The following is a 24,328-nucleotide window of genomic DNA, read 5'->3' as shown; positions in this document are numbered from 1 at the left end:
ATGATGTCAGAGGGGCCGCAACCGAAGGTGATGCCGGGAGCTTCCACGTCCACCGCGGATGCGGCGATCGCGATCGAGATCGCGCTCTTTGCCAATATCCCGGTGGCCCTCTGGGGCGCCCCGGGAACCGGCAAGACATCGCTGCTGCGATCAATTGCGCAAAAAATGGATTGGCCGCTCTATACGACAACGGCCGCTATCCACGCGCCGACCGACTTCACCGGCCTCTCGTTTCTTTCCGGCGGCACGCTCACAGCCCACACGATGCGTGCACCCCTCGAGTGGGCCGTGACGCTCGCCGAAGAAGCCGCCAAGCACGCCGGCAACGGCCTCGTCTTTTTTGATGATCTCGCCTATGCTCCGCTCGGGGTGCAGAATGCCTTGCTGCAGATCGTACTCGAACGCCGGGTGGACCAGTTTCAATTGCCGGCCGGCGTCCGTTGCGCGGCGGCCCTCGATCCCGTCGCCCTCGTGCCGAATGCCGTTGTGGCGCTCACGGCCCCGCTTGCAAACCGCATGGTTCATCTCGCGTGGTCGCCCAATGGGTCCTGGTGGGTCGCAGGGTTCCGCTCGGGCTGGCCGCTTGAGAGGCGGGCATTCCCCCAAGACTGGGAAAACAGTCTTCCGGCCGCCCGGAATCGGGTTGCGGATTTCATCGAGCAGAGACCGGAGCTCCTGAACCGTGAGCCGGACGACGGCGACGCACAAAGCGGCCCGTGGCCGTCGGGAAGAACGTGGGACATGCTGAGCCGGCTGCTCGCCGCATGCGACGCCGTCGGTGCGGGAGCGCAGGCGCGTCGGTTGCTCGCCGTCGGCGCCGTTGGTACAGAGGCGGGCAAGGCCTATCTCAACTGGGAGCGAGCGGCGGACACGTCCACCATCCGCAAGGGCTAGGTCTCCAGTATCCTCCAACTCGTATGTCTAGAATGCCCCGATCCAGGGAAGAATAATACCGAATAGTTCAGCTCCAGCGAAAAGGCAAACCTGGGGTAACCCAGGGACGCAAAGCTGCGGGCCCCCTCGCGGACGTTCAACATGGGGGGGTTGCCGGGCTGCCGAAAGGGGCGCTCCAACGTGTTCGCCGACCGCTCGCGCTTCGGCTCGGTCCTCTGTGTTGTCCTGTCCGCGCTGCTGTTGCTCGGCCCCGGCCTCCTGATCGCTTCTGCACAATCCTCCAGCGACGCCTCTGTTATGGTCGCGCTGGATGTGCGGACGTCTCAGTCGGTCGACCAACCCGACGCCGAGCAGCAGCTCCTCGCGCTTTTGAATTCGGCGCGGGCGCAGCACGGGCTCCCTCCATTGCGCATGGACCGCAGTCTGCAGGCAGTGGCGCGTGCCCACTCGCACGATATGGTCACCGGCGGGTACGTGGGGCATGGTTCCCCCGCGGGCCCGTCCGCTCTAGACCGGCTGTCGCACGTTGTGACCCGAGGCCTGGTGGGCGAAAACGTGACGTTCGCGGTGAGCTGCAGTGCCGCGCACCGGGCGCTGGTGGCAAGCAGCGGGCACCTTGAAAACATCCTAGAACCGCGATTTCGCCGCGTGGGAATCGGGGTCTTCTCGGCGGGGCAGTTCGGCATGGCCGTTACACAGGACTTCGCGGAGTAGCGGATCGCGCCGCTTCATCTTCGCCGGGCAGCGGGAAAGACGCCGACCAGGACATCCCCCCGCCGCGTCGGCTTGAGACCCTCAACGTTCCGCCTGCGTCGTGCACGCGGAGCAGAAGATCGCCGGGGTACGGCTGTCGCTGCGCCGAGTTCGCCGGACGGTTCGAAACGTCCCGCACCTTCAGGATCAGCGCCGGACCGCCTGATCGGCTGAGGCTGATTTCGAGCCGCGGCGCAGGGGAACCGGCCGCCGCGCGGATAACTGCCGCCTCCGCCACGCGGTAGACCGCAAGACGCACAGCCTCGGGCAACCGGTTGTCGAGCGGATCGTCCATCCGGGCGATCGCTCTCTCGATCCACAGGACGATCTTCACATTGGGTCCACAAAGGTCGGCGAGGCCTTCCAGGGCGGGCGCAAGGCTCATGCGGATAACCAGCGGAAACAACCGGCGGCTCGTCCGGCCGATATCTCGCTCTCCGATCCGCTCGAGCTCGCCGCGGGCGTTCTCGAGGACCGCGTCCGCGTGCGTGGGATCGGCGGCAAGCAGTTTACGGCTCTCTCCCAGGCGATGCCGGATCGCGATGAGCGCCGCATGGGTGCCGTGGAGCAGGGAAGCCGCCTCCTTCCGTACGCGTTCGTCGTCGCGGATATACTCGCGCACATCGTCGCTCAGGTCGAAGATCAGCGACGCGAGCCGCGCGGCCGCGCGGTAACGGCGCCTCTGCAGCGGCGCGGGCCGCCGCCGCGCGAACAGCGTGAGAGAGCCCGCAATCCCTCGACGGGTTTCGATGGGCAAGATCGTCACCCATCCGTCCCCGCCGGGTTCCCGACGGGACCGCGTATCCAGCAGGGCACGAGGGGATGCGGACACCTCCCGGCCCTCGACGTACACGTGCCGGAGGCGCGGGTTGGCATCGGCCCTCACCGCTGTTTTAAGAGCGCCGGCGGCTTCGCGAGGGACTGCCGCACCGGTGGGGGCCAGGGCGAGAGTACTGACCAGCATGGTGGCGCGGTCGAGGCGACCCAGGACCACGGCACGCGCCGCGGTGATCTCCCATGCCGCGTTCGCCAGTTCTTGGTACAATTCAGCGTGGCGCGGTGTGCTGCTACCCATGGGGGCAGGGTTTTCACGGTGACTTACCGAACACCTGCGCGCTGTTGCGTGCTTATGGACGGAACTCTTGGTCCGGGAGACTTATGCCCGAAGAACGCCGAGACAAGATTACCATTGTTATCGCCGAAGACGAAGATCTGTACCGTGATCTTCTTGTCAATGCCTTGTCCTCCGTGCCGACGTTCCACGTCGTCGCCGCCCTGGCCGATGCGAACGAGGCCCAGCAGTGCATCCTCGACACGCACCCCAACGTTGCGACGCTGGACATCGAGTTGCGAGGCGGAGTGAGCGGCCTGCAGGTCGGGCTGTCGGTCAAAAGCCGGCAGCCGGACATCGGCATTGTCTGGCTGTCCAACCATGCCGAGCCCTATTTCGCGGTCACCGTTGCGCGCGAGGTTACCGCCGGCTGGGCATATCTGCTCAAGAAGTCAGTGTCGGACATCGGCTCGCTCGTGCGCGCCATCGAAGGGGCAGCCCGCGGTCTCGTCGTGCTGGATCCCGAGATCGTCCGGGGCGTCCCGAAGAAAATCGCCGGCGATCTCGCCAATCTGACCCCCCGGCAGCGCGAGATCCTCGCGCACATGGCCCAGGGCTTTACCAACGCGGGCATCGCGCAGGGCCTGTACATCACCGAGAAATCGGTAGAGAACCAGATCAACCAGATCTACCAGCGCCTGGAGATCGACCGGCAGAATTCCTCGGTCCAGCCGCGCGTGCGGGCGGTTCTCAAGTACCTGGAGGCGGTCCGGGAGTAAGCAGGACCCGTCGGATGAGGGCAACAAGCTCCTTGAGGGCAAGGTTGCTCTTGATCGCATAGGCGACCGCCCCCGCGTCGAGAGCCCGCTGCACGTCCGAGTCCTGGCCGAGGTTTGTGAGGACCACGACCGGAATGGCCGCGGTCGCGTCGTTGTCCTTCAGCGCTCTCAGGACCTGGTAGCCCGGCAGACCCGGCATGACGAGGTCGAGCAGTACCAGATTCGGGATCTCCGCCGCCGCCGTCCGCAGTGCTTCGTCGCCGTTTGTCGCCGTCAACACCCGAAATCCTCGCTGCCGCAGGGCGCTCTCAGCCGCCTTGCGCAGCAGCCGGTCGTCCTCGACGAGCAGGATCGTCCGGCTCCCGTCGTCTTTGGCCGCGCCGGGCGCCGGCACCTCAAGAGACCTTCAGGACATTCTTGACGCGGCAGCGCAGATCGCGGAGGGATAGGTCTGCCTTGATCAGATACCCGGCCGCTCCGAGTGCCAAAGCCCGCTCCCGGTCTTCCTCGCGGGACGAGTTGGAGAGTACAAGAACCGGCACGTCGCGAGAGCGGGCATCGGTCTTGAGCGCCCGGAGTACTTCCAGGCCGGGCACTTTGGGCAGCAGCCAGTCGAGCAGGACGACGTCCGGGAGGTCTGCCTTTACTTTCCGTAGCGCCTCCTCGCCGTCATGTGCCACGACCACTTGGTACCCGTCTCGCCGCAGCGTGTCGTGACAGGCCTTCCCGAGAAACTCGTCGTCCTCAACGATTAGGACTTGCGTGCGCCGCGGCGTCACCATCGGCCGGCCCCCTCGCGAGCGGCAGGACACAGAAAAAGGTCGTCCCCTGTCCTTCCTCAGATTCGCACCACACACGGCCGCCGAGGCGTTCCGTGATGAGGCGGACGAGCGCGAGCCCGAGACCGGTGCCTTCAGCGTTGATCGCGAGCGCATTTTCGGCACGGTAGAACTTCTGGAACAACAGCGGAATATCGCGCGCCGGGATGCCGATGCCGGTGTCCTTCACGGACCAAGTGACCTGCTCGCTGTCCCGGCGGATCGTGACGCGGATCGTCCCTCCCGGCGGCGTGTACTTGACCGCGTTGGCGAGCAGGTTGCTGAAGACCTGGCGGAGCAGTTTCGGATCGGTCGGGACCGGCGGAACATCGCACGCGCCGACGATCGACAGTGTGTGCTCTTTCTGCCGGATCACCGACTGAAGTTCGCTGGCCACGCTGCGCGTGAGCGCACCCAGGTCGGTCATCTCCACATCGACGTGCAGGGCACCGGTCTCGAGGCGCGACAGGTCCAGCAGGTCGTTGACCAGGCGGACCATCCGTTCGTTGACCTCGCGGGCGTCCTGAATGTACCCGCGCACATCGCGGGCATCCTCGGCATCCGCGGCCAGCTCCAGCAGCCACTTGGTCCCGGCAAGCGGCGTCCGGAGTTGATGGGTGACGAACGAAACGAACTCGGATTTCATCCGGCCGACCTCGCGCTCCTGGGTCACGTCCCTGAGCGTGAAGGTCAATCCGGTCAAGAAGCCGGTGCTGTCGCGAGCGGCCCGCGCGACCCAGTGGACGACCAAGCGCCGGGCCGGGAGTTCCACATCGCCCTGGTAGTCTTCTTCGAGGCCGCCGAGCACTGCCTGCGCCGCGGCGCTGAGCGCGCGCTGATCTTGCTCGCGAAATCCGATCCGGGCGAGCACAGCGGCAAAACTGATTCCTTCGGTGGTCGCGTGATCCACCGCCAGCATCTCCTGCGCGCGGCGGTTCACGGAAGCCACCCGTCCGTCCGACGAGACGAACATGATGCCCTCCGAGGTAGACTCCACGATTGACCGGATGCGCGCCTCGCCTTCGCGCAGCGCAGCTTCCATCCGCGCGCGCACGGTCAAGTCGGCGACGAATGCGTGAAACGAATACGCGCCGCCCTGACGCAGCACCGAAATCGAGAACTCCACCGGAAACTCGTGCCCGTCACGGTGCAGCGCCGGAAACTCGTTCCGCCTGCCAACGATGCGGGCTTCGCCGGTTTCGCCGAACCGCTTCAACCCGTTGATGTGGGCCTCGCGGTAGCGCGGCGGAATGATGAGCGCCGCCAGTTCGCGTCCCACCGCTTCCGCGCGGGTCCACCCGAATGTGAACTGAGCCGCGGTGTTCCATTCCGTGATCACGCCGCCGGCATCGATGGCGATATAGGCCTGGCGCGCGGAGGCGAGAATCAGGCGGCTGCGCTCCTCGCTGTCGCGGAATGCTTCCTCCGGGGTCCGCCGCGCGTCCCCGGCGTGTTGCTTCTCGGTGATGTCGCGGTAGGTGACCGCGATCGCCCGGACCCCGGGATCGTCGATCAGATTGGTCCCTCGCGCCGCCGCCCGCCAGACGGAGCCGTCCTTTCGAACGCCGCGGCATTCCGCCGCTACGGTGGCGCCGGGTCGCGACAGCAACGCGGCGAAAAGCCCGCGCATCCGTTCCTGATCGTCCGGATGAATGAGCGTGAACGTGTCAATGCCGATCAGTTCGTCGGCGCGATAGCCGGTGATCTGTACCGCCTGCGGGGAAACGTACCCTATCCGGCTGTCGCCCCCGATCAGCACGACCGCGTACGACGACTCGTCGACAAGGGCAGGGGACGTGCCGTCCGGTGAGCCGGCCTTCTGCCCCTTCCGGACTGCTCGTCGCGTCATCGGCGGAAATATCGCGAAGGGCGCATTTTGAGAGCTTTTTTCGACGCCCGTGCAACGCGGCCCTGTGGAACCTCCCTTCGTAATGAGCATGTCACCCCCCCGACAAACCCAATGGATGGCGGTCGATGTTGGGAACGCCCGCATAACCGGTTGGTATCGGGGGCACCAGCACCCATATACCAGGGAAAACCCGCTGATCATACTGCTTCATCCCTGCCGAGAGACGCAAAGTCTTATCGGTGTTCCCACCCTTTGAAGACTGCCTCGCAGCAGGTACCCTAGGTTCAAGCGTACTAGGTAGCGGATGTGGTCATTTGACGGGGGAGGAACTGTTATGTTTGACCTGAGGCGTGTGGGTGCGGTAGCTATCATTCTCGCGGTCGCGTGGTTTGGGCTAAACCGCATCGCCAGCGCGCAGCCGGCTCCAACTCCAATCAATACAACACAGGGTATCCTGGCGACGGTAGCCTGCAACGATCCGAGCTGTGTGACGCTTACGGTGACGATGACGACGCCGAGCGGGACGCAGTCGTACGTCGTGCTGCGTGACAGCACGGGCGTGTGGGCGGGAACCGAGAAGATATCGCCGACTGTTCTCGACCGCTTTGTCGGCACACCGGCGGTTATCCTCTCGACGCCGGTGGGTTCACAGCAGATCGCCGGGCGGATCACCCTCCTCGTGTTCCCGGTCCGCGGCGACGTCTCGGCGGATTCGCCGGTTATTGACGATGACACTCATCACGGTATCGGGACCACGGGTGGAACGACCGGCGGGACCACGGGTGGGACGACCGGCGGGACCACGGGTGGGACGACCGGCGGCACCAGCACGACGAGCCACGGCAAAGGTGAGGCGGGCGATTCCGGCAAGGGCGATAACAACGGGCACGGTCAGGGCAACACGCAAGAACACGGGAATACTCACTAGGCGGCAGGCACTCCAACCCCAGATCGGGAAGATGACCGGCGGCGGCCGCGCGTGGCCGCCGCCGGTCTTGTTGTGTCGCCGACTAAGAGAATTCGGGCGGGCGCGCTAGAATGATCTCTCGAATCCGCGTTTGGGCGGCCAATGGACTCCGCGTCACGCTGCTGGCGTGGCTGGTGTTCCACTTTGCGCTGACGGGCGTGTACGTTCTCTATAATAATCCTGTCCGCCGCGCTCTCGCGCCGATCCTGAATGCTTACATCGACAAGTATTTCGCTCAGGGTTGGGGCCTCTTCGCCCCCGACCCGATGTCGGACAACCTTTCACTGATGATTCGGCCGCTGACCCCGGCTGAGTCGGCTGCCGTGGGCCGGCTCGGTGTACCGAAGACGGGGTGGTATGACCTCACCAGAGCGCTGTGGGAGCACAGACAGCGTATGCCGTTTTCATACGACGAAGCGTTGGGCCATTTCCACATCGTGGAGATGGTTGATTATCTGGACGGAGATCCCGCGAGTTTCCGGTACCTCTACCCGTGCCGCGAGGAGGGCGCGAAAGCCTGCGAGGCCGCGAAGGCCGCGCACGTCCAGGCGCGCCAGCAGGCCATTCTCTACTTGTGGCGTCTTGGCTCGGAATTTGTCAATGCTCGCTTCCCGGCGCCGAAATACAACGCGATGGCGTTAAAGATCCACGACCAGTTCGCGACGCCGTGGCCCGACCGAGGCTCCGGACGGCGGGAGGTTCGCGACACCTTGATCGGCGTCTATGCCGCAGATCCAACCCGGTCGCCTATGCCGGTACCCGCCGTGGAAGTGCGTTAGTGAGCCCCGTCCGCGCGGGGTGGCGCTGGCTCGCCCATCATCCCCATCAACGCGCCGGTCTCCGGATCATGCAGGTCCTGCTCGGCTGCGCGCTGCTCTTCAAGGCGATCATTTACTGGCCGCTTGCAGACGCGTTATGGGGCCCGAACGGCGTCGCGGCGGGCCAGTCGTACGTCGGCCTGTTTGGCGCGCGTGCCGGCGGAGTTCTCGATGCTGTCTTTCGGACCAGTGCCGGCACGCACACGGTGCTGGCGGCGATCGGCCTCGGCGCCCTTGGTCTCCTCGCCGGCCGCAGCTTTTATGCGTCGGTCTTTCTGGCGCTGGCCGGTTTCTCGCTGCTCGTGTGGCGGCTTCCCTTCAGTCAGGGGGACGACGACCTCACGCGGCTTGCGCTCACCTACATGCTCCTCACGCTGCCGCCGCGCGCGCAGGTCCCGCCGGGCGCCCTGCGCGTCTGGATTCACAACATCGGGGTCCTCGCGATCGCGGCGCAGGTTGCCATTTTGTATTTCTTCGCCGGATTCGCCAAGGGGTTTGGCGAGGAGTGGCAGCACGGCACGGCGTTGTATTACGGCAGCCAGTCCGCGCTATTCTCGTCGCCGCTTTTCCAGCACATCACGCAATCTCCCTGGATCGTGACGCCGGGTACGTATATTTCGGTCGTCTACCCGATTATGTTTCCCGTCGCGATCCTGTCGCCGTTCAGGGTTCCCTGGCTGGTGTGGGGCATGATATTTCACTTCTTGACCGCGATCTTCATGGGGCTGTGGGCGTTCGGGACGCTCATGATCGGCATGGACCTGTTCCTGATCACCGATAGAGAGTATGCGACCCTAAGGCAGTGGGTCCGTGCGCGCGTCCGCGGAACGGCCCCGGCCGCGCGCCTCTATATCGACGGCTTCTGTCCGACGTGCCGCGCGACGGCCCGCGTCCTGGCCAACCTTGACTGGCGGGGGCGCGTGGAGATTGTCTCGTTCCGCGATCCGGCCGTCCCCGTCCCGCCCGACCTCACACCGGCGCGACTCGAGACCGAGATGGTGCTCGTCGATCTTCGCCGGGGGCAGGTCGTCGGAGGGTTCCAGGCCATCCGGGTCCTGGCTCGGCAACTTCCGCTTCTGTGGCCCGTGCGGCCGCTCCTCGCCGTGATCGCCTGGTCCGGCTGGGGCGACCGCGCCTATCGTTACCTCGCGGAGAATCGCAGGATTATCCCGGACCCCCGGGCGTGTCATCTCGGCACGTGCGAAGTGCACGGCGACGGGCGCCCGCGGTCCGCCGATGGGGCTGTTCCAACAAGCGCGCCGCCGCGCGCCGTCGGCAGGTGACGCTGAAGTAGAGTGGCCGCGCGGCCACTGTCCGAGTGGCGCGGGCAGAAATGCCCCGCGTCCGGCCCGTGCGCCTAAAAAGTAACTTCGGTTACCATCAACGCTCGGTTGATAGGTCTAAAACCCGCTTCCCGAGGGCATGACTCGGCTCAGGGATAGGGAGGGCGGGACTACGTCTGACGCAGACTTTCGCCGAGATCGGCGTGATTCCTCGCACCGAGGGGCCTGGAAGCGGGCTCAGTTCGAGCTATCGCTGAAGTCGATTAACGGATTCGGCTTCTCTCCGCGCGTCTCCGACTATTGCCGGGAACGCGCACGCGCTACGGATCGCCTGCCCCATGAAATCGTGATCGAAATCGTTGAGGAAGCCATTCTCCGCGCCAGTCGGGCTGGGTGACAGGTGTACACTCAACATCGTCCGGGCGGGGGCGGTCATGGAACGTCCGAACTTGTGTTGCTGAGCCTCGGGTTGGTCCTCGCGCTCATCGCGACGGCGGGCGGGTTGGGTAGTTTGCTGCAGCACATCACCGCGCAGCTCACCGCCTGGGTTGCCAACCTGACTCCGCCGTAAGGCTCGCTTATAGACTCGACGCCGGCCGGTGATCTCGGTCGCATCCACCGGCGTCCCTGGGGCGAAGACGTTGCGATTTTCTGGTAGACTGCAAAAATTGTCATGACCGACTTGCGCGAGGCGGCTAAAGGGGAGCCACGCGGTCTGCTGTCTATTGTCCTCGTAGTAGGAGCTCTGTGTGCGCTGGTGCCACTCACGCTCGGGCATCCCCGGCCGCTGGTCCAATTACTCGGACTCGCGGTCGCGGCCGGATGTCTTTGGAGCGCACTGACCGCCGTCCTTAGGCGCCCGAGCGCCCCGGGTTTCAGAATTGGCATCACCGCGCTCACTCAGACGTATCTTGCGATTCAGCTTGGGATCTTATTCTTCACCCGCCCACCGGCGTTCGGGAACGGACGGACGGTCGAAGTGGTTGCGGCGTGGGCACCCATCGTCCTCATCACGACGTGGCTTCTCGTCGAGGGGGCGGTTTGTCGCCGGATCGCGATTATCACATATTACCTGGCCGTGGTCGTTCCGCCGGCCGTCTTATGGACCGTCCGAGGCCCCGCAGCCGCGCTGGCCACGCTCGGCCCAACAGGGGCACTTTTGCTCACCAGCGCCGCCGTGAGCATTGTTCTCGCAGAGCTGGCTCGGCAGCGGGAAAAGTCCGTGGAATCCCTGGCCGCCCAGGAGGTTCTCGAGAGGATGGCCCACACGGACGCGCTGACCGAACTTCCAAACCGGCGCAGTCTGATGGCGGAACTCAATCGGGAGACCGCGGTGGCAACACGATTTGGATTACCCCTCGCTGTGATCGAGTTCGACCTCGACCACTTCAAGGACGTCAACGATGTGTACGGTCATCAGACCGGGGACCGGGTCCTGGTTGCTCTGGCCCGTCATGTGCGGCGTCGCCTGCGCGCGACCGATGTCGTGGGTCGGATGGGCGGAGAGGAGTTTCTGATCCTCGCTCCAGGCAACAGCATTGCGGAAGCGGCGCGTCTTGCCGAAGAGATCTGTGAGTCGCTTCGCGAGCGTCCCATGGCGGGCGACCGGGCATGGATCACCGCGAGCTTCGGCGTCGCCGTCTATGAATCCGGGGACACCGCCGACGCGATCCTTGTTCGGGCCGACGCCGCCCTGTACGAGGCCAAGCGCGGCGGCGGAAACCGGGTGGCGGCGACGAACCGGGGGGCGGCTGATGCGCGCCAGGCGACGTCGCCTAGTCGTCTGTCTTGACCGCGGAGGGCCGGCGCCCCGCGCGCGCCGGCTCTGCGCCGGACTTGATCAGGTCATCAGCTCTACAAGATCACGCCGTTTCTCATGTGGCACTATCGCGCGACGATACCCGACGTTCTGGCCATCCCGCTGCCGACGCAGGCTGGCGCACTGCTGCTGGCCGCCGGGGCGTTCGTTTTCGCCTACATGCTGGCCTACCGCTGGATCCCGCCCGCGGTGACGAAGACGCTGGTGTTCGAATAGCGCCGGCGCATTTCGTGAACCGGATGCCACGCGGGTTATGCAGGACCGGCGCCGCCGCGCTCCAGGCGTTTCGCCCGCCGATCGTGGCGTAGGATCCGCCACACGACGAATCCGAACGCCGTCCACAACAGCCCGGCGATCGCAAGGTGAAAGATATTCTCTTCATAGCCGCACCCGGTGCACGAGGCAACGGTGATCGCCCCGGCGAAACGGGCGCTGCCGTTCGCGTAGATCGTCGCGTTTGCGGATCCGTTGTGCCGGATCCCGACGTTGAAACTCCCGTCCGGCCCGAACGTGTGCGTCGGAGTGAATCCGCCCCTCGAGAAAATCGCGATCCCGCGCTGGACGCCGACGCCGAGGAGATCGTGGGCGGTGCGGAGGCAGAACCACGTCTGCCGGCGGGTTGTGTCGTCCGCGCAGAAGGCCTCGGACATCTCCTCGAAATACGTCGACCCCGTCACGTATCCCGGCAGATTGTTCCAGACTTCCTCCTGAAGAAACCCTCCGGGCCCGGCGTGGTCGATCTTGCGGTCGTACATCTGCACGCCGTGCAGGCCGGTGGAGAACCCGTACGACCATATGTAGGAGAACCGGTCGTCGGCGGTTCCGAGCTCGCGGACGTTGTCTCGATCCGGGCGCACGTTCGTCACCACCATGCCGGGGGCGTCGTGCCGTTCCGCGAGACCGATCCCCGCGCCCGCCGCCGCGCTCGCCACCGCCGCAACAAGGCACGCGATCCAGTATCGTCCGGGTAAACCTCTCGTCTGCGTGGTTCGCGGCGCCGTGTAGACTCTCAGGGAGCGCAGCGGATCCGTCCTCGATGCGGCGGGTGTCGTCATGGTGAGGGAGTTCGTGGGGGAAACCTTCGCGGCCCTCCCGCTTCGTGGGAGCGATCGCGGGAGGCGCGGGAGGGGAACCGCGCCGTGGATGTGAAGTCACATGAGAGCACGTTGCCGCAGTCACCCCAGTGATGCGACGGCCGCCGGACTGAAAGGGGCCCGATCTGATGGCGTTGGCGTTGGGCGTCCTCCTGAACGCCGAGTACCCGGTCGGTGAGCTGGTTGAGCTGGCCCGGCTGAGCGAGGACCTCGGGTACGACCAGATCTGGTACACCGACATCCGGATGTTCCGCGAATGTTATCTTGGATGCGCCGCGATCGCGGCGAACACCCGTCGCGCGCAGATCGGCCCCGGCGTCACAGACCCGTATTCGCGGCACCCCGCCGTCACGGCCTCGACGATCGCCACGCTCGACGAGATGAGCGGCGGGCGCGCGCTGCTGGGCCTGGGCGTCGGCAGCACGGGGTTCCGGGAATTGGGCATTCGCGCCGTGCAGCCGGTGACGGCGCTGCGGGAGTCCGTCGCCCTCATCCGCGGCCTCCTCCGCGGCGAAGAAATCACCGTCAAGGGGAAGGTCATCTCGTTGAACGCCGGGCGGCTGCAGTTCCGTCCGGTCCGCAGCCACGTGCCGATGTATTTCGCCACGCAGGGCGCGCGCATCACCGAGCTGGCCGGCGAAGTGGCCGACGGCATCATGATCCCAAACACGGTGCTCCCGTCCGCGGTTGACTTTTTCCTCGACGGCATCAGACGCGGCGCGGAGAAGGCCGGACGGCCCCTCGCCGGGCTGGACATCGCCCTTCGCTTCGAAGCCTGCGTCAGCGACGATCAGGCCGAGGCGGAGGCCGTGATGCGGGGGCGCGTCGCGATGCGGGTGGCAGCCGGATACGGGCACTGGGATTATCTCGAGCGGCTCGGCATCGCGCTGCCTCAGGCGTTTGTCGACATCGCCGCCGCGGGGGATCTGCGGCGGGCGGCGGAGGCGGCGCATCTGCTGCCCCCGGAGGCGGTGGACCGGATGGTCTTGGCCGGCGATCCGGTCCATGTCGCGGGACAGCTCACCTCCGCGATGCGGCCCGGCATCACCCGGGTGATCGTGCGTCCGCACGCGCCGCGCGGCCGGTCCGTCGGCGACGTCCTGCGGCGGTTTGTCACCGACGTCGTGCCGCGCGTGGCGGCGGCAGTTCACTGAGAGGGGGAAAGGCATGCCGATCGTCAGGGTCGAGATGTACGAGGGACGCTCCATGGATCAGAAACGGGAGCTGGCGCGCGATCTGACCGCGGTCGTGGCGCGGGTGACGGGGAACCCGGCCGACGCGGTGCATGTCATCATCGAGGAGATCAAGCGGGAGAACTGGGCCATCGGCGGGGTGTTGCAGCCCGACCGGCAGGCGCAGAAACGGTGATCCGGTCCACTCGTAGAGAGGAGCACACGTGATGTCAAAAGTCGTCAAGCTGACCGCCGCCGACCTCCCGGCGATGGATCTTACGAAGGGCATGCACACGCGATACACCATCTGCCGGGAAACCGTCGGCAGCGAGGCCCTCCGGATGGGCGTCTGCAATCATGAGCCGGACATGGCCGACCTGAAGTGGGAAGGCAAGAGCGAAGAGTCGTTTTACGTGGCGAAGGGCAGCATCCGGCTCATCTGGGAGGGCGGCGAAGGGGACCGCGGCGACGTCGTCGTCCGCGAAGGGCAGCAGATCTACCTCCCCAAGGGGTATCGCTACATCCTCCGCGCCACCGGCGAACCCGCGGTCAACGTGTTCGGCATCGGGGGAACGTCCACCAGTCTCGAGCCCATCGTCGGTCCGGAGCGCGCGCAGCAGCTCAAGGATGCCGCGGCCCGCGCAACACGCGAGTAGCGTAGCGGCAGGCAAGACAACGCGAATCGAGAGGGATGGGGGATCGCGAATGAGCAGCAAGGGGGGACGGATCACCAGACGGGGTTTTGTGCGCTCCGCGGCGGCCGCGGCGCTCGCGTCGACGTCGCTCGCGTGGCTGGCCGAGCACGGGCCGGCGTCCGGCGCGGCGCCCAAAGCGCTGCGGATCTTGCAGAGCGAGCCGGTCTTCGGATTCAATCCCGTGCTCGAGTCGACGAACTGGCCGGAGACCAACCGGCTGGTCTATAACGGGCTCACCGACTACAGTCCCGCGGGCCAGCTCGTGCCCGGCATCGCCAAGTCGTGGAAGGTGAGCGATCGGGCCGACATGTTCACCTTCGCCCTCGAGCCCGGCGTGAAATTCACCGACGGCAAAGAACTGACGTCGGAGGACGTCAAGTTCACCTATGAGCTGCTCGTCGATCAGAACGTCGCCTCGTCGCTGGGCGCCTTCTTGTCGAACCTCAAGACGGTCGAGACGCCGGACAAGTACACGGCCGTGCTTCGCTTCGACGGTCCGAACGTGCTCATGCTGCCGTTCATCTCGCCCATGGGGATCATCCCGGCGCATCTGTGGGGGGGGAGCGATCCGCGCACCAACAAGTATCTCCGCCAGCCGGTCGGCTCCGGTCCGTACATCCTCACCGAGTGGCAGCACGGTGATCACATCTCGTTCACCCGGAACCCCAGTTACTTCCGGGCGCCGAAGCCGGCCATCGATCAGGTCTTCTTCAAGGTCGCGCCCGACGCGTCGACCGGCCTGCTGTCGTTCCTCAACCACGGACTCGACGCGGTCCTCTCCCAGGGCATCCCCGGGGGGCCCCCGTACGACCAGATGCGGCGCATCGTCGAGGCGAAGCCCGCGGGGATGGTTTCGTCGGAGTACGAGCAGAACTGGGGGCAGTATCTGTTCGTCAACACGACCAAGCCGCCGTTCAACAACGTGAAGGTGCGGCAGGCGCTGGCCCACGCGATCGACAAGGCCTTCATCGTCAAGACCCTGCTGTTCGGCTTCGGCCGGCCGCAGGAGTCGCTGATCCTCGATACGCCGGCCACGAAGTGGGCCCACGAGCCCCACATCGCGCCGTACGACTACAGCGTGGCGAAGGCGAACGCGCTGCTGGACGAAGCGGGCCTGCCCCGGAAGGGCGGCACGCGCTTCCCGGTCACCATCCTCGCGACCGAGGGCTTTCGCGTCAAACTGTCCGAGGCCCTCAAGGAGATGCTGGGCGCGGTCGGCATCGCGGCGGACATCAAGGCCTATACGTACGGAGAATACATCGGCCGCATCCGGCGCCAGGACACCGCGGGTTGCCTGTGGACGCTGTTCATCTCCAAACAGATGGACCCCGCGGCGATTTGCGAGTACGTCAACGCGAAGAACGCACAGCCCGGCGGGACGAATTTCTCGGCCTGGAGCAACGCGCAGGTGAGCGAGTGGATCCAGCAGGCGCGGGCGACGACGGATCGGGCGAAGCGGCGGCCGGTGTACTCGCAGATCCAGACGCTCGTGCATCAGGAAGTGCCGATGATGCCGCTGTACAGCGCGAACGGGGTCGACCTGTGGTACAGCTACGTCGCCGGCGTGCACCCGGTCGATTCCCTGGTCGGCACGATGCAGTCCGTCGAAGACGCCCGCATCACGAGCTAGCAGGGGGGACACCGTGCTGACGTTTCAGGGCCGGGAGATTCCGGAGTCGCTGGCCGAGATCGTCCATCCGCAGCAGACCGCCGTGATCGTGCACGACATGCAGAAGGACAACACGGGCGCCGGCGGCGTGTACGACCGGGCCGGCCGGCGCATCGACGTGAGCCGCATTCTGCCGCCGCTGGTCCGGTTTCTCGACGAGGCGCGGCGGCGCGGCGTCCGGGTGATGTACACGCAGTACACCAACCTGCCGAACTTCGGCAGCGTCACCGACGTGCGGATCCGGTCCGACTACCAGCGCCTCACCGACCCGGCGGAGAGCTGGAAGCTCAACGCGCTCGTGGAGGACACGCCCGGCTGGGCGACGATCGACGAGTTGAAGCCCCAGCCGGGCGAGATCATCATCCGGAAGTTCCGGGTGGACGCGTTTATCGGGACGCCGCTCGAGGTGGTGCTCCGGCTGCACCGCGTCCGGACGCTCATCCACACCGGGATCGCCACCGAGGTCGGCATCCTGCCGACCGCGTGGCACGCGTTGAACGTGGGGTTCTTTCCGGTCGTGCCGGAGGACTGCGTCGGGCCGATGGAGCCGCAGTACCACGACGACGCGATGCGGTTCCTCCGCCGGCTCGCCGTCCCGACCAGGTCCGGCGAGATCCTCGAGGCTTGGGATGCCGCCGTCCCTCGATGATGTGACGCGGCTGATGTGACGCTGCGCGCATGACCCATCGGTACGTGGCGGGGAGGCTGGTCCAGAGCCTGGTGCTGATGGGCGTGGTGATCACCACGGCCTTCGTGCTGATTCACGTGGCGCCGGGGGATCCGGTCACCTACCTCTACGGCGGACAAGCCGTCAGCGCGCAGGCGCTCGACAACATCCGCCACGCCTGGGGGCTCGACCGTCCGCTCTGGGCGCAGTATCTCGCCTACGTGGGGAACGTCGCCCGCGGAAATCTCGGGTACTCGCAGATCAACTTTCAGTCGGTCGCCGCCATCCTCGCGGACGCCCTGCCCAATACCCTGCTGCTCATGATCCCGAGCGTGCTGCTGGCGGCGATCGGCGGCGTGTTTCTCGGGATGACGGCGGCGCGCCGGGCCGGTTCAGGCGTGGATTATGCGATCGGCGCCGCGTCGCTGGTGAGCTACGCCACGCCGCCGTTTTGGCTGAGCGTGATTTTCATCGTCGTCTTCGCGAGCACGCTGCACTGGTTCCCGACGCAGGGCATGGCGACGCTGGGGGCGTCCACCCAAGGGCTGGCGAGAGCCGCCGACGTCGCCTGGCACATGGTGCTGCCCCTCGGCGTGCTCGCCTGGTGGTACTCGGCGTCGTTCACCCGTCTCACCCGCGCGGCGATCATCGAAGAATCGCGCAAGTACTACCTCATGACCGCGCGGATGAAGGGGCTGACCGAGCACAAGGTCTTCTACAAACACGCCCTGCGCAACGCGATGCGCTCGGTGGTCACGGTCCTCGGGCTGCAGCTCGGCACAATGTTCGCCGGCGCCGTCATGACCGAGATCGTGTTTGCGTGGCCGGGCACCGGACGCATCATCTTCGGCGCGATTCTCGAACACGACTATCCGGTCGTGCTCGGCTTCTTCATGATCATCGGCAGCGGGGTGGTGCTGGCGAACCTCGCCGTGGACCTGGTGTACGCCCTGCTCGATCCCCGCGTCAGGTATGGGTGATGCCGGTGGGCCCCGCCGCCACGCCTGACACGGCGCTGCCGCGGCCCCGCGCCGGGGGGAGGCCCGCCGCCGGCGGGCGGCTTGGACGGACGCAGTACGTGTGGCTGGCGCTGCGCCGCCAGCCCGTGCCGATGGCCGCGCTGTGCGCGCTGGCCGCGCTCGGATTCGGCGCGCTCGCGGCGCACATGGTGCTGCCGTGGAATCCGAACACGATGTCCACGGACACGCTGCAGCCGATGTCGGCGGCGCATCTTCTTGGCGCCGACTACCTCGGCCGCGACGTGCTCACGAGAATGGCCTACGGCATTCGCGCGTCGTTTCTGGTGGGGCTGTCGGTCGCGCTGATCGCGATCTCGATCGGACTGGTCGTCGGGCTGCTCGCCGGCTATTACGGCAGCTGGGTCGAGGCGGTGCTGATGCGGACGGCCGACGCGCTGCTGATCCTCCCGGGGTTCTTTCTCGCGCTGCTGGTCGCGTACTTGTTCGGCGGCCGCTTCGCGAGCGTGATCCTGCTGCTGGGCATCACAGGGTGGCCGCAGATCGCGCGGATTGCCCGCGCCGAGGTGCTGTCGCTCAAGGCGGCGGAGTTCGTGGAGAGTGCTCGGGCCTGCGGCGCTTCCAATCGCCGCATCGTGTTCCGCGAGATCCTGCCGAACGCGCTGCCGCCCGTGCTGGCGATGATGGCGATTCTGACGTCCTACGGGATCCTCAGCGAGGCCTCGCTGAGCTTCCTCGGCGTGGGCGACCCGAACGTGATCAGCCTCGGCGGGATGCTGAGCAATGGTCTGCAGTACGCCACGACGGCGTGGTGGGTGCCGACCTTCCCGGGCGCCGCGATCTTCCTGCTGGTGCTGCTGCTCAACATCATCGGCGACGGACTCAGCGTCGCCCTGAACCCGCACGCGGCGCAGATCGGCCGGCGCACGGCCGTCTGAGTTTTAGAACTTAGCGAGTGGACGACGTCGGCAGATGTGCCCGAACGGCGATCTCCACGATGTCGATGAGAATTTCATGGGGCAGGCGTTTCGTCTCGCGGGCGCGCTGACGGCAATACTCGACGACCTGCTCGGAGAAGCCGAAAGCGGCGATCTGCTTGGAGGAGAATTCAAACTGCGTCCGTTGCCATTTCCCCGGGATCGACGCGTCGCGACGCTCCGGCCGTCCGTCTCCGTGGGACATCGGTTGTGAGTTCCTCCTCCCAGGCCCCCCGGCGATTGTTGACTGCCCGGCGCCGCGGTATTAGACGAATCAACTTCGATGTCCTTTATGCTCTACCGCGGAGAGTGCCGCCGTATAGCCTATTTATCCCCTTCTTTGGCCGCGTAACGCGTCGCAGAAATCCGCCGGTCCCGCCGCTCAGAGTAGCTTCGCAGGGGACGACCGGCGTGTCAGGGAACCTCCTGCCAGCCTGGATCGGATGCCTCGCCGACCACCACCGCAGACCGCCGGAGAGGTGAGCCACATCAAAGTCTTCGAGCGGACCCTCTGGGCCGTCCGCTACATCATCATCGTTCCGGTCATAGCGGTCGCGGCTGCCGCCATCGGTGTCGTCATCGTGACGACCCTGGAAGCCGTGCAATTGGTCGGCTCGGTGCAGAAATCCTTTGGGACCGGCGCGGCGGGTCCCTTTGGTCGCATCGTCCCGCTTGGCAACGTATTGCAGATGGTGGAGGGCTACCTACTGGCGGCGATTCTGATTATCTTCGCGCTGGGTCTGTACGAATTGTTTATCGCCAGGATCGATGCGGCCGGCGCATCCGAAAACGCGCCACGGACGCTTATCATCCAAAGCGTCGACGATCTGAAAGAGCGTCTCGGGCGGGTCGTGCTGCTCGCCCTCGTGATTGAATTTTTTCAGCAGAGTCTCCGCCTGGACTATGGAAAGCCGATTGAACTCCTGTACATGGCTCTCGGCATCCTCCTGATCGGTGCGGCCCTGTATCTCAGCGCGCTCAGGAGCGGAACATGAGGCGCAAAAGTGGGCCCGCCAGGTGTCGAACCTAGATTCGCCGGTTATGAGCCGGGAGTACAAGTGCGCCAGGGCCTGCAAATGCTGAGTTTCCAGCTTGGTCCGTCTGTTTGAGAGGGTAGCAGGCGGGTAGCAGAGCCCGATCACGCCGGCATCCCTTCTTTGAGCATCGCCGATACGGCCGCCACCGCCTGCCCTTGCATCCCCCGCAAGGCGTGAACATACGTCCCGAGCGTGAACGCCGCGGTCGCGTGACCGAGCCGTTCCTGCACCACCTTGACCGACACACCGCGCTGAATCAGGTAGGACCCGTGAGCGTGACGAAATCCGTGTAGCGCCCGACGCCACGGGAGCCCGAGCCGCTTGCACATCGGATAGAGGTCGCGCAACCGGACATTGTTGTCATGGAGCGGTTTGCCGGTCACCTGCGTAAACACCAAGTCGAGCGCGTGCCACGCTTCACAATGCTGCTGGCGACAGTCGGCCCCCGCCGGGCAGAGGGCACGCCGGAGCTGGTCCTGCCGCTGGCGGGCCCGAATCTCTCGCAGCGAGGTCAGCACTTCCTCCGATAGCGCGATGGTCCGCGCCCCATTCCGAGTTTTCGGGTCACGCAGGACAAACCCGCCGCCCTTCGGCCGCTGCAACGCCTGCGCGATCGTGACGGTCCCGCCCTGGAGGTCAACGTCCCGCCACGTCACCCCAAGGGCTTCTCCGATCCGCACCCCAGTTCCGACGAGGAACAGGTACAGCGGATAGTGCGGGCTCGACGCCTTCGCGTCGGAAAGGAATAGGAGCGTCTGCGCTTCAGTCCACACGTCGAGCCGCACCCGAGCCCGCCGCGGTGCCTCGGCCTCGGTGGCCGGGGACCGCATGATGAGGTCTTGCCGCTCCGCATCCCGGAGCGCCTTGTGGAGTAGGCGGTGGTAGTGCAGCGCCGTCGTGGACGAACACCCGGAAGCGAGGAGGCGCGCATAGAACGACTCGAGCGCCCGCGGCGTGAGCCGGGCCAGCGGGATCCCGCCGAGCGGGTCCCGTTTCACCTGTGCGGCCATCACGTCATACCAGCGCCGGGTTTTCGGCGCGAGTCGCGTCTGTCGGGTGAGCCAGTCCACAAGGTACGGACCGAGCCGTTCCCGTGGGGAACTGTAGAGCCCCACGCCGGCCGAATGAGCCAGCGTGTGCGCAGCCAGTTCCCGCTGCGCGGCCTCAGCTTCGGTGCGGGTGCCGAACGTGATCCACTTGTCCCGCTTCTTGCCGTTCGACCATGCCGCGCGCGCGGGATGAAATCATCGTGACGGAACTGACGCTCCGGCGCCTCAAGACACGACTGAGCGAGCAGGCCGTATGAATACGACGCTGCGCGTCGGCATCTATGCTCGCGTTTCAACCTCGGACAAGGACCAGGAGCCCGAAACACAGCTCCTGCCGCTCCGGGACTTCGCCGCGGCGCAGCGATGGACGATCGCCGGCGAATATGTCGATCACGCTTCGGCCACGGATCTGCGCGGCCGGACCGCATGGCGCACCCTGCTCGACCAAGCGGCAAAGCGGCGCGTGGATGTCATCCTCGTTTGGAAATTGGATCGAGCCTTTCGGTCGGTGGCGCACATGGCGACGACCGTCGAACAGCTCCGACGGTGGGGCGTCGGCCTCCGGTCCTACTCGGAGCCGTGGCTCGACACGTCCGGGACGTCGCCGGTGGGAGACCTGATGCTCAACATCCTGGCGTCGTTCGCGCAGTTCGAGCGCGCGCTGATCGCAGAGCGTGTCCGGGCGGGGATGGCTCGCGCCAAGAAGCAAGGTAAGCACGTGGGCCGGCCGCTGGCCTTGAACGGCGAGCTCGACACGCTGCGCCCGGCGATCGAGACGGAAGCCCTATCCCGGCGAGCGGCGGCCAAGCGGCTCGGCGTGACTGTTTCGACCGTCTCCCGTGCGCTGTCGAGAAAGGGGGGTTCGCGTCCACGGCCAGCGACGGCGCCGCGGCTGTCCTAGCGCAGCGTGGCGCGTGTGGCGAGGCTGTACGCAGATCCCATCGCTTCGGAAGTGTCGCGAAAGGATCTCCTTTCTCGACACCGGGGCCCGGGCAGCCGGGCCTCTTTCGTTTTGTCCCCGGCGACGGCGTCTGACAGGTTGCCGGACTCGGCATGGATCTCGCATGACCATGAATCGCCGCGTCCAGATCGCCGCCACGCCCCAAGGACAGGAGCCACGGGACGTGAGCGAGCCATCCCCAGGTAGCACACGACGCGCGGCGCGGTACGATGAGAGCAGGCCCCTGTTAGCAAGTGTGGAGGTAGAGCAGATATGGCGGAGGATCGCGAGGGAGTCCAGCACGTCATCGACGGCGCCGACCTCTATTCGTTGATCGTCTTGCCCGACGGCGATCATTGGCAGTGGCTCGTGACTCACGTGGACTTGGATCCCGGCCGGCCCTCGTACTTCGCAGAGCATCTTTCTCGACCGGGCAAAGGGCAGACGCTCGCCGAGACGTGGGCAGCGGCCGAGCAGTTCCTGGTCAGCCACCGGAAGAAGGCAACGCCGTGATCCGCCGGTGGAGACGTTGGTCGAAGATCATCTACAATGACGTCGTTGCGATCTCGCACAACCGGCGCCTATTCCGTGAGGCTTCCCAGATGTTTCAGGAGAATCCAGCGCTGAGGGAGGCTGACGTGACCGTCTGGGATTGGCTGGCCACAAACTACAGCATCACCGCGGCTTTGGCCGTACGCCGGCAGTCTGACTACAGCGACAGGAAGCCGGTCACCTCGCTCTGCACGTTGCTCACCGAGATCGCCCGCAACCCGCGCCTTTTCACACGGGAGTGGTTCGTCCGCCCGTACACCCGCGGTCGGCCGCCAATGGCCCGAGCGGACTTCCGGCAACGAGGCGAGCGTGACTTTGACGCCTACGCGAGCCCCGGTGCCCGATGGATCTCTTCTCGAAAGGTGCGAGAGGATCTCCGACAGTTGCGCAGGACCGAAGCCCGGCTCCGCCACTTTGTCAACAAGCGTGTCGCGCACCGCGCGCGCAGGGGGTACAGGGGTCCGGCCACGTTCGCCGATCTTGACGGGGCTCTTGACGAACTCGGTCGTCTGTTGGCCAAGTACTGGTTCCTCCTCAACCGGGGCGCGGCGATGATCCAAATAGAGCCGGTGATTCAGGGAGACTACCAAGCCGTGTATCGGGTGCCCTGGAAGGCCTGAATCGCCCGCTGTTCGTTCGTTCGGCGGGAGTCCGTGTGTCGCGTGCTCAAGGCGTCCACGTGCGCCGGATCGTCCGTGACTACGTCACTGTCGCTCTCGACCGCCAGGAAGTCCAGTTCGAAGCGTACATCGCCGAGCACCTTTTGCTCGCCGACCCCACGTCTCGATCCGCGAGACCGGCCGCGTCAAGATCGTGCCGAAGTTTCCGGCCGACTGTCCGCCGGTTGACGTAGCCATCGCCCTACGTGTGGCCGTCACCGCGACCTCGGAAAGACGCGAGACGGCCTCCGGGATCCGCACTGCCGCGGTGTCCGACGCACACCTCGGATTGCGCACATTTGCGATTGACGTGGAGTTGCACGCCATCGGCGCTGCGGAAGCTCGCGGGTACGGACTGGAGCCGCTGTGCGCACGATTCGTCGCGTGGTGGGGTCGGAGAAAACCGCTTGAACACACAACTCGCCATCCGCCTGCTACGCTTGTCTGAGGTGGGGATCTCCTCGAAGGACGAGAATCCACGGTATGCGATCGCCCGCGATCGGGCTCGCGCCCTGCTGGTGCTCACGCGCCAGCGGCCGCCCGTCGACATCGACGCCATCGTTGAGCGCGGGGGCGTGCCCACGGTGGAGCGCGTGCTCGGCGAGGATGTTCGCGCCACAGTCGGCGACGTAGCCGGCCGCCGGTCGATCATCCTCAACCGACGCCATCCGATCTCGTCACCCGGTGAGCGCCGTTGGATCCTGGCCGAGGAGCTCGGCCACGTGCTGCTCGAGCACCAGCTCGTGGACAGCACCTGTTCCGGGACGGGCCATCGGGCTTCAGGAAGCCTGGCGCGTGGTATACGAGCGCGAGGCTCGCGCGTTCGCCGCCGAGTTGCTCATGCCGTTCGGCGAGGTCCGGCAGCGGTGGTTTGCGCTGCTGGCGGAGCGGCCCACGGTAGGTGAGTTAAGCACTGAAGAGCGGGTGAAACGGCTCGCGGGGCAGTTTGGAGTAACGCCGTCAGCGATGCGGGTGAGGCTCGAGCAAATGAAACTGGTTCGGTAGTGCCGCCCAAGTCGTGTCGAGCGGGACCATGTGGGGGGAAGAGGCCGGGGATTCGGCTACCCCCACTAGCACCGGCCGCACCATCCGCGGGGGTTCAAGCCCCACAGGACGAAGAGGAAGACCATCACCCCCCCATATACCTGCTGACCGCTCCCGGGCCGAGGGTCACTGCGCTCGCGCGTCCAGGTCCAACCACCCCTACTCAACCGAAGGCGGCTCGGAAGTGATCGTATTCGCGTCATTTCTGGTCTTACGTAAGAGGGTGTCAGACTCGTCGGACACTTGTTCCGGTTCTCAATGTTGCGATCCGAAGTAATAGGCAATAGCGAGGACCAGAATCCCGAGAAGAAATATCGCGATTGTGATGGGAGCCCCTGTGGCAGGACCGATGGCGATTTGGCGTTGACGCAGCGTTTCCGCATCGGAATGGGGCTCAACCGAATCTAATAGAGACTCCGCTCCCGACGCTTTTCCCTTGACGATATCGAATGATCCGTCTGAACGCGGACAACGTGCGTAGCCGCGCCGGTGCAGTTCTCTGATCGCCATTTGGAAATACCGTCTGTTGTTTATGAACTCCGGCGTATCAGTCGGCAATCCAGTCCTGAATCTGGTGATAGTCTTCGAGAGAACCGCGTCAGAGAGCCAAGCGCCCTTGGGATACTCTTCTTCCATGAGCGCGAGCGAATCGTAATCGCCCCACGTTCCTCGATCCCTCATTTCCAACTCTATCTGCGCCAACCTCAGACGTTCATTTTCCATGTCGCGCAAGAGTCCCATCTTGCGCCTCCCACCCAGACGATC

Annotated in this window: 29 protein-coding genes and 1 riboswitch; of the genes, 20 read left to right on the top strand and 9 right to left on the bottom strand. The window is 65.7% G+C overall.

The window, feature by feature from the left end; genetic code table 11:
• Both VKT83_03845 and VKT83_03840 read left to right on the top strand, forming a co-directional pair.
• On the top strand, positions 1-894 hold the full coding sequence (locus VKT83_03845; GenBank protein ID HLY21580.1) for an ATP-binding protein: 894 nt from the start codon (positions 1-3) through the stop codon (positions 892-894).
• Between the two features lie 73 nt (positions 895-967).
• Positions 968-1,060, top strand: a riboswitch (cyclic di-GMP riboswitch).
• A 14-nt stretch (positions 1,061-1,074) separates the two neighbouring features.
• Positions 1,075-1,608: a CAP domain-containing protein gene (locus VKT83_03840; GenBank protein ID HLY21579.1), complete on the top strand. Its 534-nt coding sequence runs from the start codon at positions 1,075-1,077 to the stop codon at positions 1,606-1,608.
• Here VKT83_03840 and VKT83_03835 read toward each other — a convergent pair.
• Positions 1,586-2,413, bottom strand: a complete 828-nt coding sequence (locus VKT83_03835; GenBank protein HLY21578.1) for a hypothetical protein — start codon at positions 2,411-2,413, stop codon at positions 1,586-1,588. The two genes, VKT83_03840 and VKT83_03835, sit on opposite strands and share 23 nt — an antisense overlap.
• Positions 2,414-2,805: 392 nt before the next feature.
• Here VKT83_03835 and VKT83_03830 point away from each other — a divergent pair, with 392 nt between their 5' ends.
• Positions 2,806-3,477 (top strand): response regulator transcription factor, encoded by a 672-nt coding sequence (locus tag VKT83_03830; GenBank protein ID HLY21577.1) that lies wholly within the window; start codon positions 2,806-2,808, stop codon positions 3,475-3,477.
• On the opposite strand, the gene VKT83_03825 is transcribed toward VKT83_03830, so the two are convergent.
• From VKT83_03825 to VKT83_03815, 3 genes are read right to left on the bottom strand one after another with little or no spacing between them, the layout of a single operon-like run.
• On the bottom strand, positions 3,449-3,871 hold the full coding sequence (locus tag VKT83_03825; GenBank protein ID HLY21576.1) for a response regulator: 423 nt from the start codon (positions 3,869-3,871) through the stop codon (positions 3,449-3,451). The two genes, VKT83_03830 and VKT83_03825, sit on opposite strands and share 29 nt — an antisense overlap.
• Before the next feature lies 1 nt (position 3,872).
• Positions 3,873-4,259: a response regulator gene (locus VKT83_03820; GenBank protein ID HLY21575.1), complete on the bottom strand. Its 387-nt coding sequence runs from the start codon at positions 4,257-4,259 to the stop codon at positions 3,873-3,875.
• A complete protein-coding gene (locus VKT83_03815) occupies positions 4,222-6,144 on the bottom strand; it encodes a PAS domain S-box protein (GenBank protein ID HLY21574.1) in 1,923 nt (640 codons plus the stop codon). Before VKT83_03815 ends, VKT83_03820 begins: the two co-directional genes overlap by 38 nt.
• 334 nt (positions 6,145-6,478) lie before the next feature.
• Here VKT83_03815 and VKT83_03810 point away from each other — a divergent pair, with 334 nt between their 5' ends.
• The 5 genes from VKT83_03810 (at position 6,479) to VKT83_03790 (ending at position 11,247) form a co-directional block, all read left to right on the top strand.
• On the top strand, positions 6,479-7,072 hold the full coding sequence (locus tag VKT83_03810) for a hypothetical protein (GenBank protein ID HLY21573.1): 594 nt from the start codon (positions 6,479-6,481) through the stop codon (positions 7,070-7,072).
• A 110-nt stretch (positions 7,073-7,182) separates the two neighbouring features.
• A complete protein-coding gene (locus tag VKT83_03805; GenBank protein ID HLY21572.1) occupies positions 7,183-7,890 on the top strand; it encodes a DUF5819 family protein in 708 nt (235 codons plus the stop codon).
• Positions 7,890-9,212 (top strand): DCC1-like thiol-disulfide oxidoreductase family protein, encoded by a 1,323-nt coding sequence (locus VKT83_03800; protein HLY21571.1) that lies wholly within the window; start codon positions 7,890-7,892, stop codon positions 9,210-9,212. The genes VKT83_03805 and VKT83_03800 overlap by 1 nt, the downstream gene beginning before the upstream one ends.
• Positions 9,213-10,191: 979 nt before the next feature.
• Positions 10,192-11,004, top strand: coding sequence for a GGDEF domain-containing protein (locus tag VKT83_03795; protein ID HLY21570.1), 813 nt, complete (start codon positions 10,192-10,194; stop codon positions 11,002-11,004).
• 84 nt (positions 11,005-11,088) lie between these two features.
• Positions 11,089-11,247: a hypothetical protein gene (locus VKT83_03790; GenBank protein ID HLY21569.1), complete on the top strand. Its 159-nt coding sequence runs from the start codon at positions 11,089-11,091 to the stop codon at positions 11,245-11,247.
• Positions 11,248-11,282: 35 nt separating this feature from the next.
• Here VKT83_03790 and VKT83_03785 read toward each other — a convergent pair whose 3' ends face one another.
• Positions 11,283-11,963 (bottom strand): hypothetical protein, encoded by a 681-nt coding sequence (locus VKT83_03785; protein ID HLY21568.1) that lies wholly within the window; start codon positions 11,961-11,963, stop codon positions 11,283-11,285.
• Positions 11,964-12,253: 290 nt separating this feature from the next.
• Between VKT83_03785 and VKT83_03780 the strand changes: the two genes are divergently transcribed.
• Genes VKT83_03780 through VKT83_03750 form a run of 7 tightly spaced genes read left to right on the top strand, consistent with a single transcriptional unit; the run spans position 12,254 to position 18,243 of the window.
• Positions 12,254-13,279, top strand: coding sequence for an LLM class flavin-dependent oxidoreductase (locus tag VKT83_03780; protein ID HLY21567.1), 1,026 nt, complete (start codon positions 12,254-12,256; stop codon positions 13,277-13,279).
• Between the two features lie 13 nt (positions 13,280-13,292).
• A complete protein-coding gene (locus VKT83_03775) occupies positions 13,293-13,493 on the top strand; it encodes a 2-hydroxymuconate tautomerase (GenBank protein HLY21566.1) in 201 nt (66 codons plus the stop codon).
• 31 nt (positions 13,494-13,524) lie between these two features.
• Entirely contained in the window at positions 13,525-13,953 is a 429-nt protein-coding gene (locus VKT83_03770; protein ID HLY21565.1) for a cupin domain-containing protein, read from the top strand.
• 49 nt (positions 13,954-14,002) lie between these two features.
• Positions 14,003-15,622 carry an ABC transporter substrate-binding protein gene (locus VKT83_03765; protein HLY21564.1) on the top strand — a complete coding sequence of 540 codons (1,620 nt, stop codon included), beginning with the start codon at positions 14,003-14,005 and terminating at the stop codon, positions 15,620-15,622.
• Between the two features lie 13 nt (positions 15,623-15,635).
• Positions 15,636-16,310 carry a cysteine hydrolase gene (locus VKT83_03760; GenBank protein HLY21563.1) on the top strand — a complete coding sequence of 225 codons (675 nt, stop codon included), beginning with the start codon at positions 15,636-15,638 and terminating at the stop codon, positions 16,308-16,310.
• Between the two features lie 29 nt (positions 16,311-16,339).
• Complete coding sequence (locus VKT83_03755; protein ID HLY21562.1) at positions 16,340-17,308, top strand: ABC transporter permease; 969 nt, start codon at positions 16,340-16,342, stop codon at positions 17,306-17,308.
• 5 nt (positions 17,309-17,313) lie between these two features.
• Positions 17,314-18,243: an ABC transporter permease gene (locus VKT83_03750; protein HLY21561.1), complete on the top strand. Its 930-nt coding sequence runs from the start codon at positions 17,314-17,316 to the stop codon at positions 18,241-18,243.
• Between the two features lie 10 nt (positions 18,244-18,253).
• Here VKT83_03750 and VKT83_03745 read toward each other — a convergent pair whose 3' ends face one another.
• A complete protein-coding gene (locus VKT83_03745; protein ID HLY21560.1) occupies positions 18,254-18,487 on the bottom strand; it encodes a hypothetical protein in 234 nt (77 codons plus the stop codon).
• 274 nt (positions 18,488-18,761) lie between these two features.
• Here VKT83_03745 and VKT83_03740 point away from each other — a divergent pair, with 274 nt between their 5' ends.
• Complete coding sequence (locus tag VKT83_03740; GenBank protein ID HLY21559.1) at positions 18,762-19,277, top strand: YqhA family protein; 516 nt, start codon at positions 18,762-18,764, stop codon at positions 19,275-19,277.
• Between the two features lie 143 nt (positions 19,278-19,420).
• On the opposite strand, the gene VKT83_03735 is transcribed toward VKT83_03740, so the two are convergent.
• Positions 19,421-20,329 (bottom strand): site-specific integrase, encoded by a 909-nt coding sequence (locus VKT83_03735; protein ID HLY21558.1) that lies wholly within the window; start codon positions 20,327-20,329, stop codon positions 19,421-19,423.
• A gap of 292 nt (positions 20,330-20,621) precedes the next feature.
• On the opposite strand from VKT83_03735, the gene VKT83_03730 reads away from it, so the two are divergent.
• The 3 genes from VKT83_03730 (at position 20,622) to VKT83_03720 (ending at position 22,480) form a co-directional block, all read left to right on the top strand.
• The gene (locus VKT83_03730) at positions 20,622-21,269 is read left to right on the top strand and encodes a recombinase family protein (GenBank protein HLY21557.1); all 648 of its coding nucleotides are present in this window, start codon (positions 20,622-20,624) and stop codon (positions 21,267-21,269) included.
• Positions 21,270-21,581: 312 nt separating this feature from the next.
• The gene (locus tag VKT83_03725; protein ID HLY21556.1) at positions 21,582-21,821 is read left to right on the top strand and encodes a hypothetical protein; all 240 of its coding nucleotides are present in this window, start codon (positions 21,582-21,584) and stop codon (positions 21,819-21,821) included.
• Complete coding sequence (locus tag VKT83_03720; protein HLY21555.1) at positions 21,818-22,480, top strand: hypothetical protein; 663 nt, start codon at positions 21,818-21,820, stop codon at positions 22,478-22,480. Before VKT83_03725 ends, VKT83_03720 begins: the two co-directional genes overlap by 4 nt.
• A 473-nt stretch (positions 22,481-22,953) precedes the next feature.
• Here VKT83_03720 and VKT83_03715 read toward each other — a convergent pair whose 3' ends face one another.
• Positions 22,954-23,187, bottom strand: a complete 234-nt coding sequence (locus VKT83_03715) for a hypothetical protein (protein HLY21554.1) — start codon at positions 23,185-23,187, stop codon at positions 22,954-22,956.
• A gap of 127 nt (positions 23,188-23,314) precedes the next feature.
• Between VKT83_03715 and VKT83_03710 the strand changes: the two genes are divergently transcribed.
• Complete coding sequence (locus VKT83_03710; protein HLY21553.1) at positions 23,315-23,524, top strand: hypothetical protein; 210 nt, start codon at positions 23,315-23,317, stop codon at positions 23,522-23,524.
• Between the two features lie 294 nt (positions 23,525-23,818).
• On the opposite strand, the gene VKT83_03705 is transcribed toward VKT83_03710, so the two are convergent.
• Positions 23,819-24,304 (bottom strand): hypothetical protein, encoded by a 486-nt coding sequence (locus VKT83_03705; GenBank protein HLY21552.1) that lies wholly within the window; start codon positions 24,302-24,304, stop codon positions 23,819-23,821.
• Between the last annotated feature and the right edge of the window lie 24 nt (positions 24,305-24,328).

It is taken from the genome of bacterium (assembly GCA_035308905.1).
GTDB lineage: Bacteria > Sysuimicrobiota > Sysuimicrobiia > Sysuimicrobiales > Segetimicrobiaceae > DASSJF01.
The sequence above is the reverse complement of the archived record's forward strand: the minus strand, read 5'-3'. Positions and strand labels throughout refer to the sequence as shown.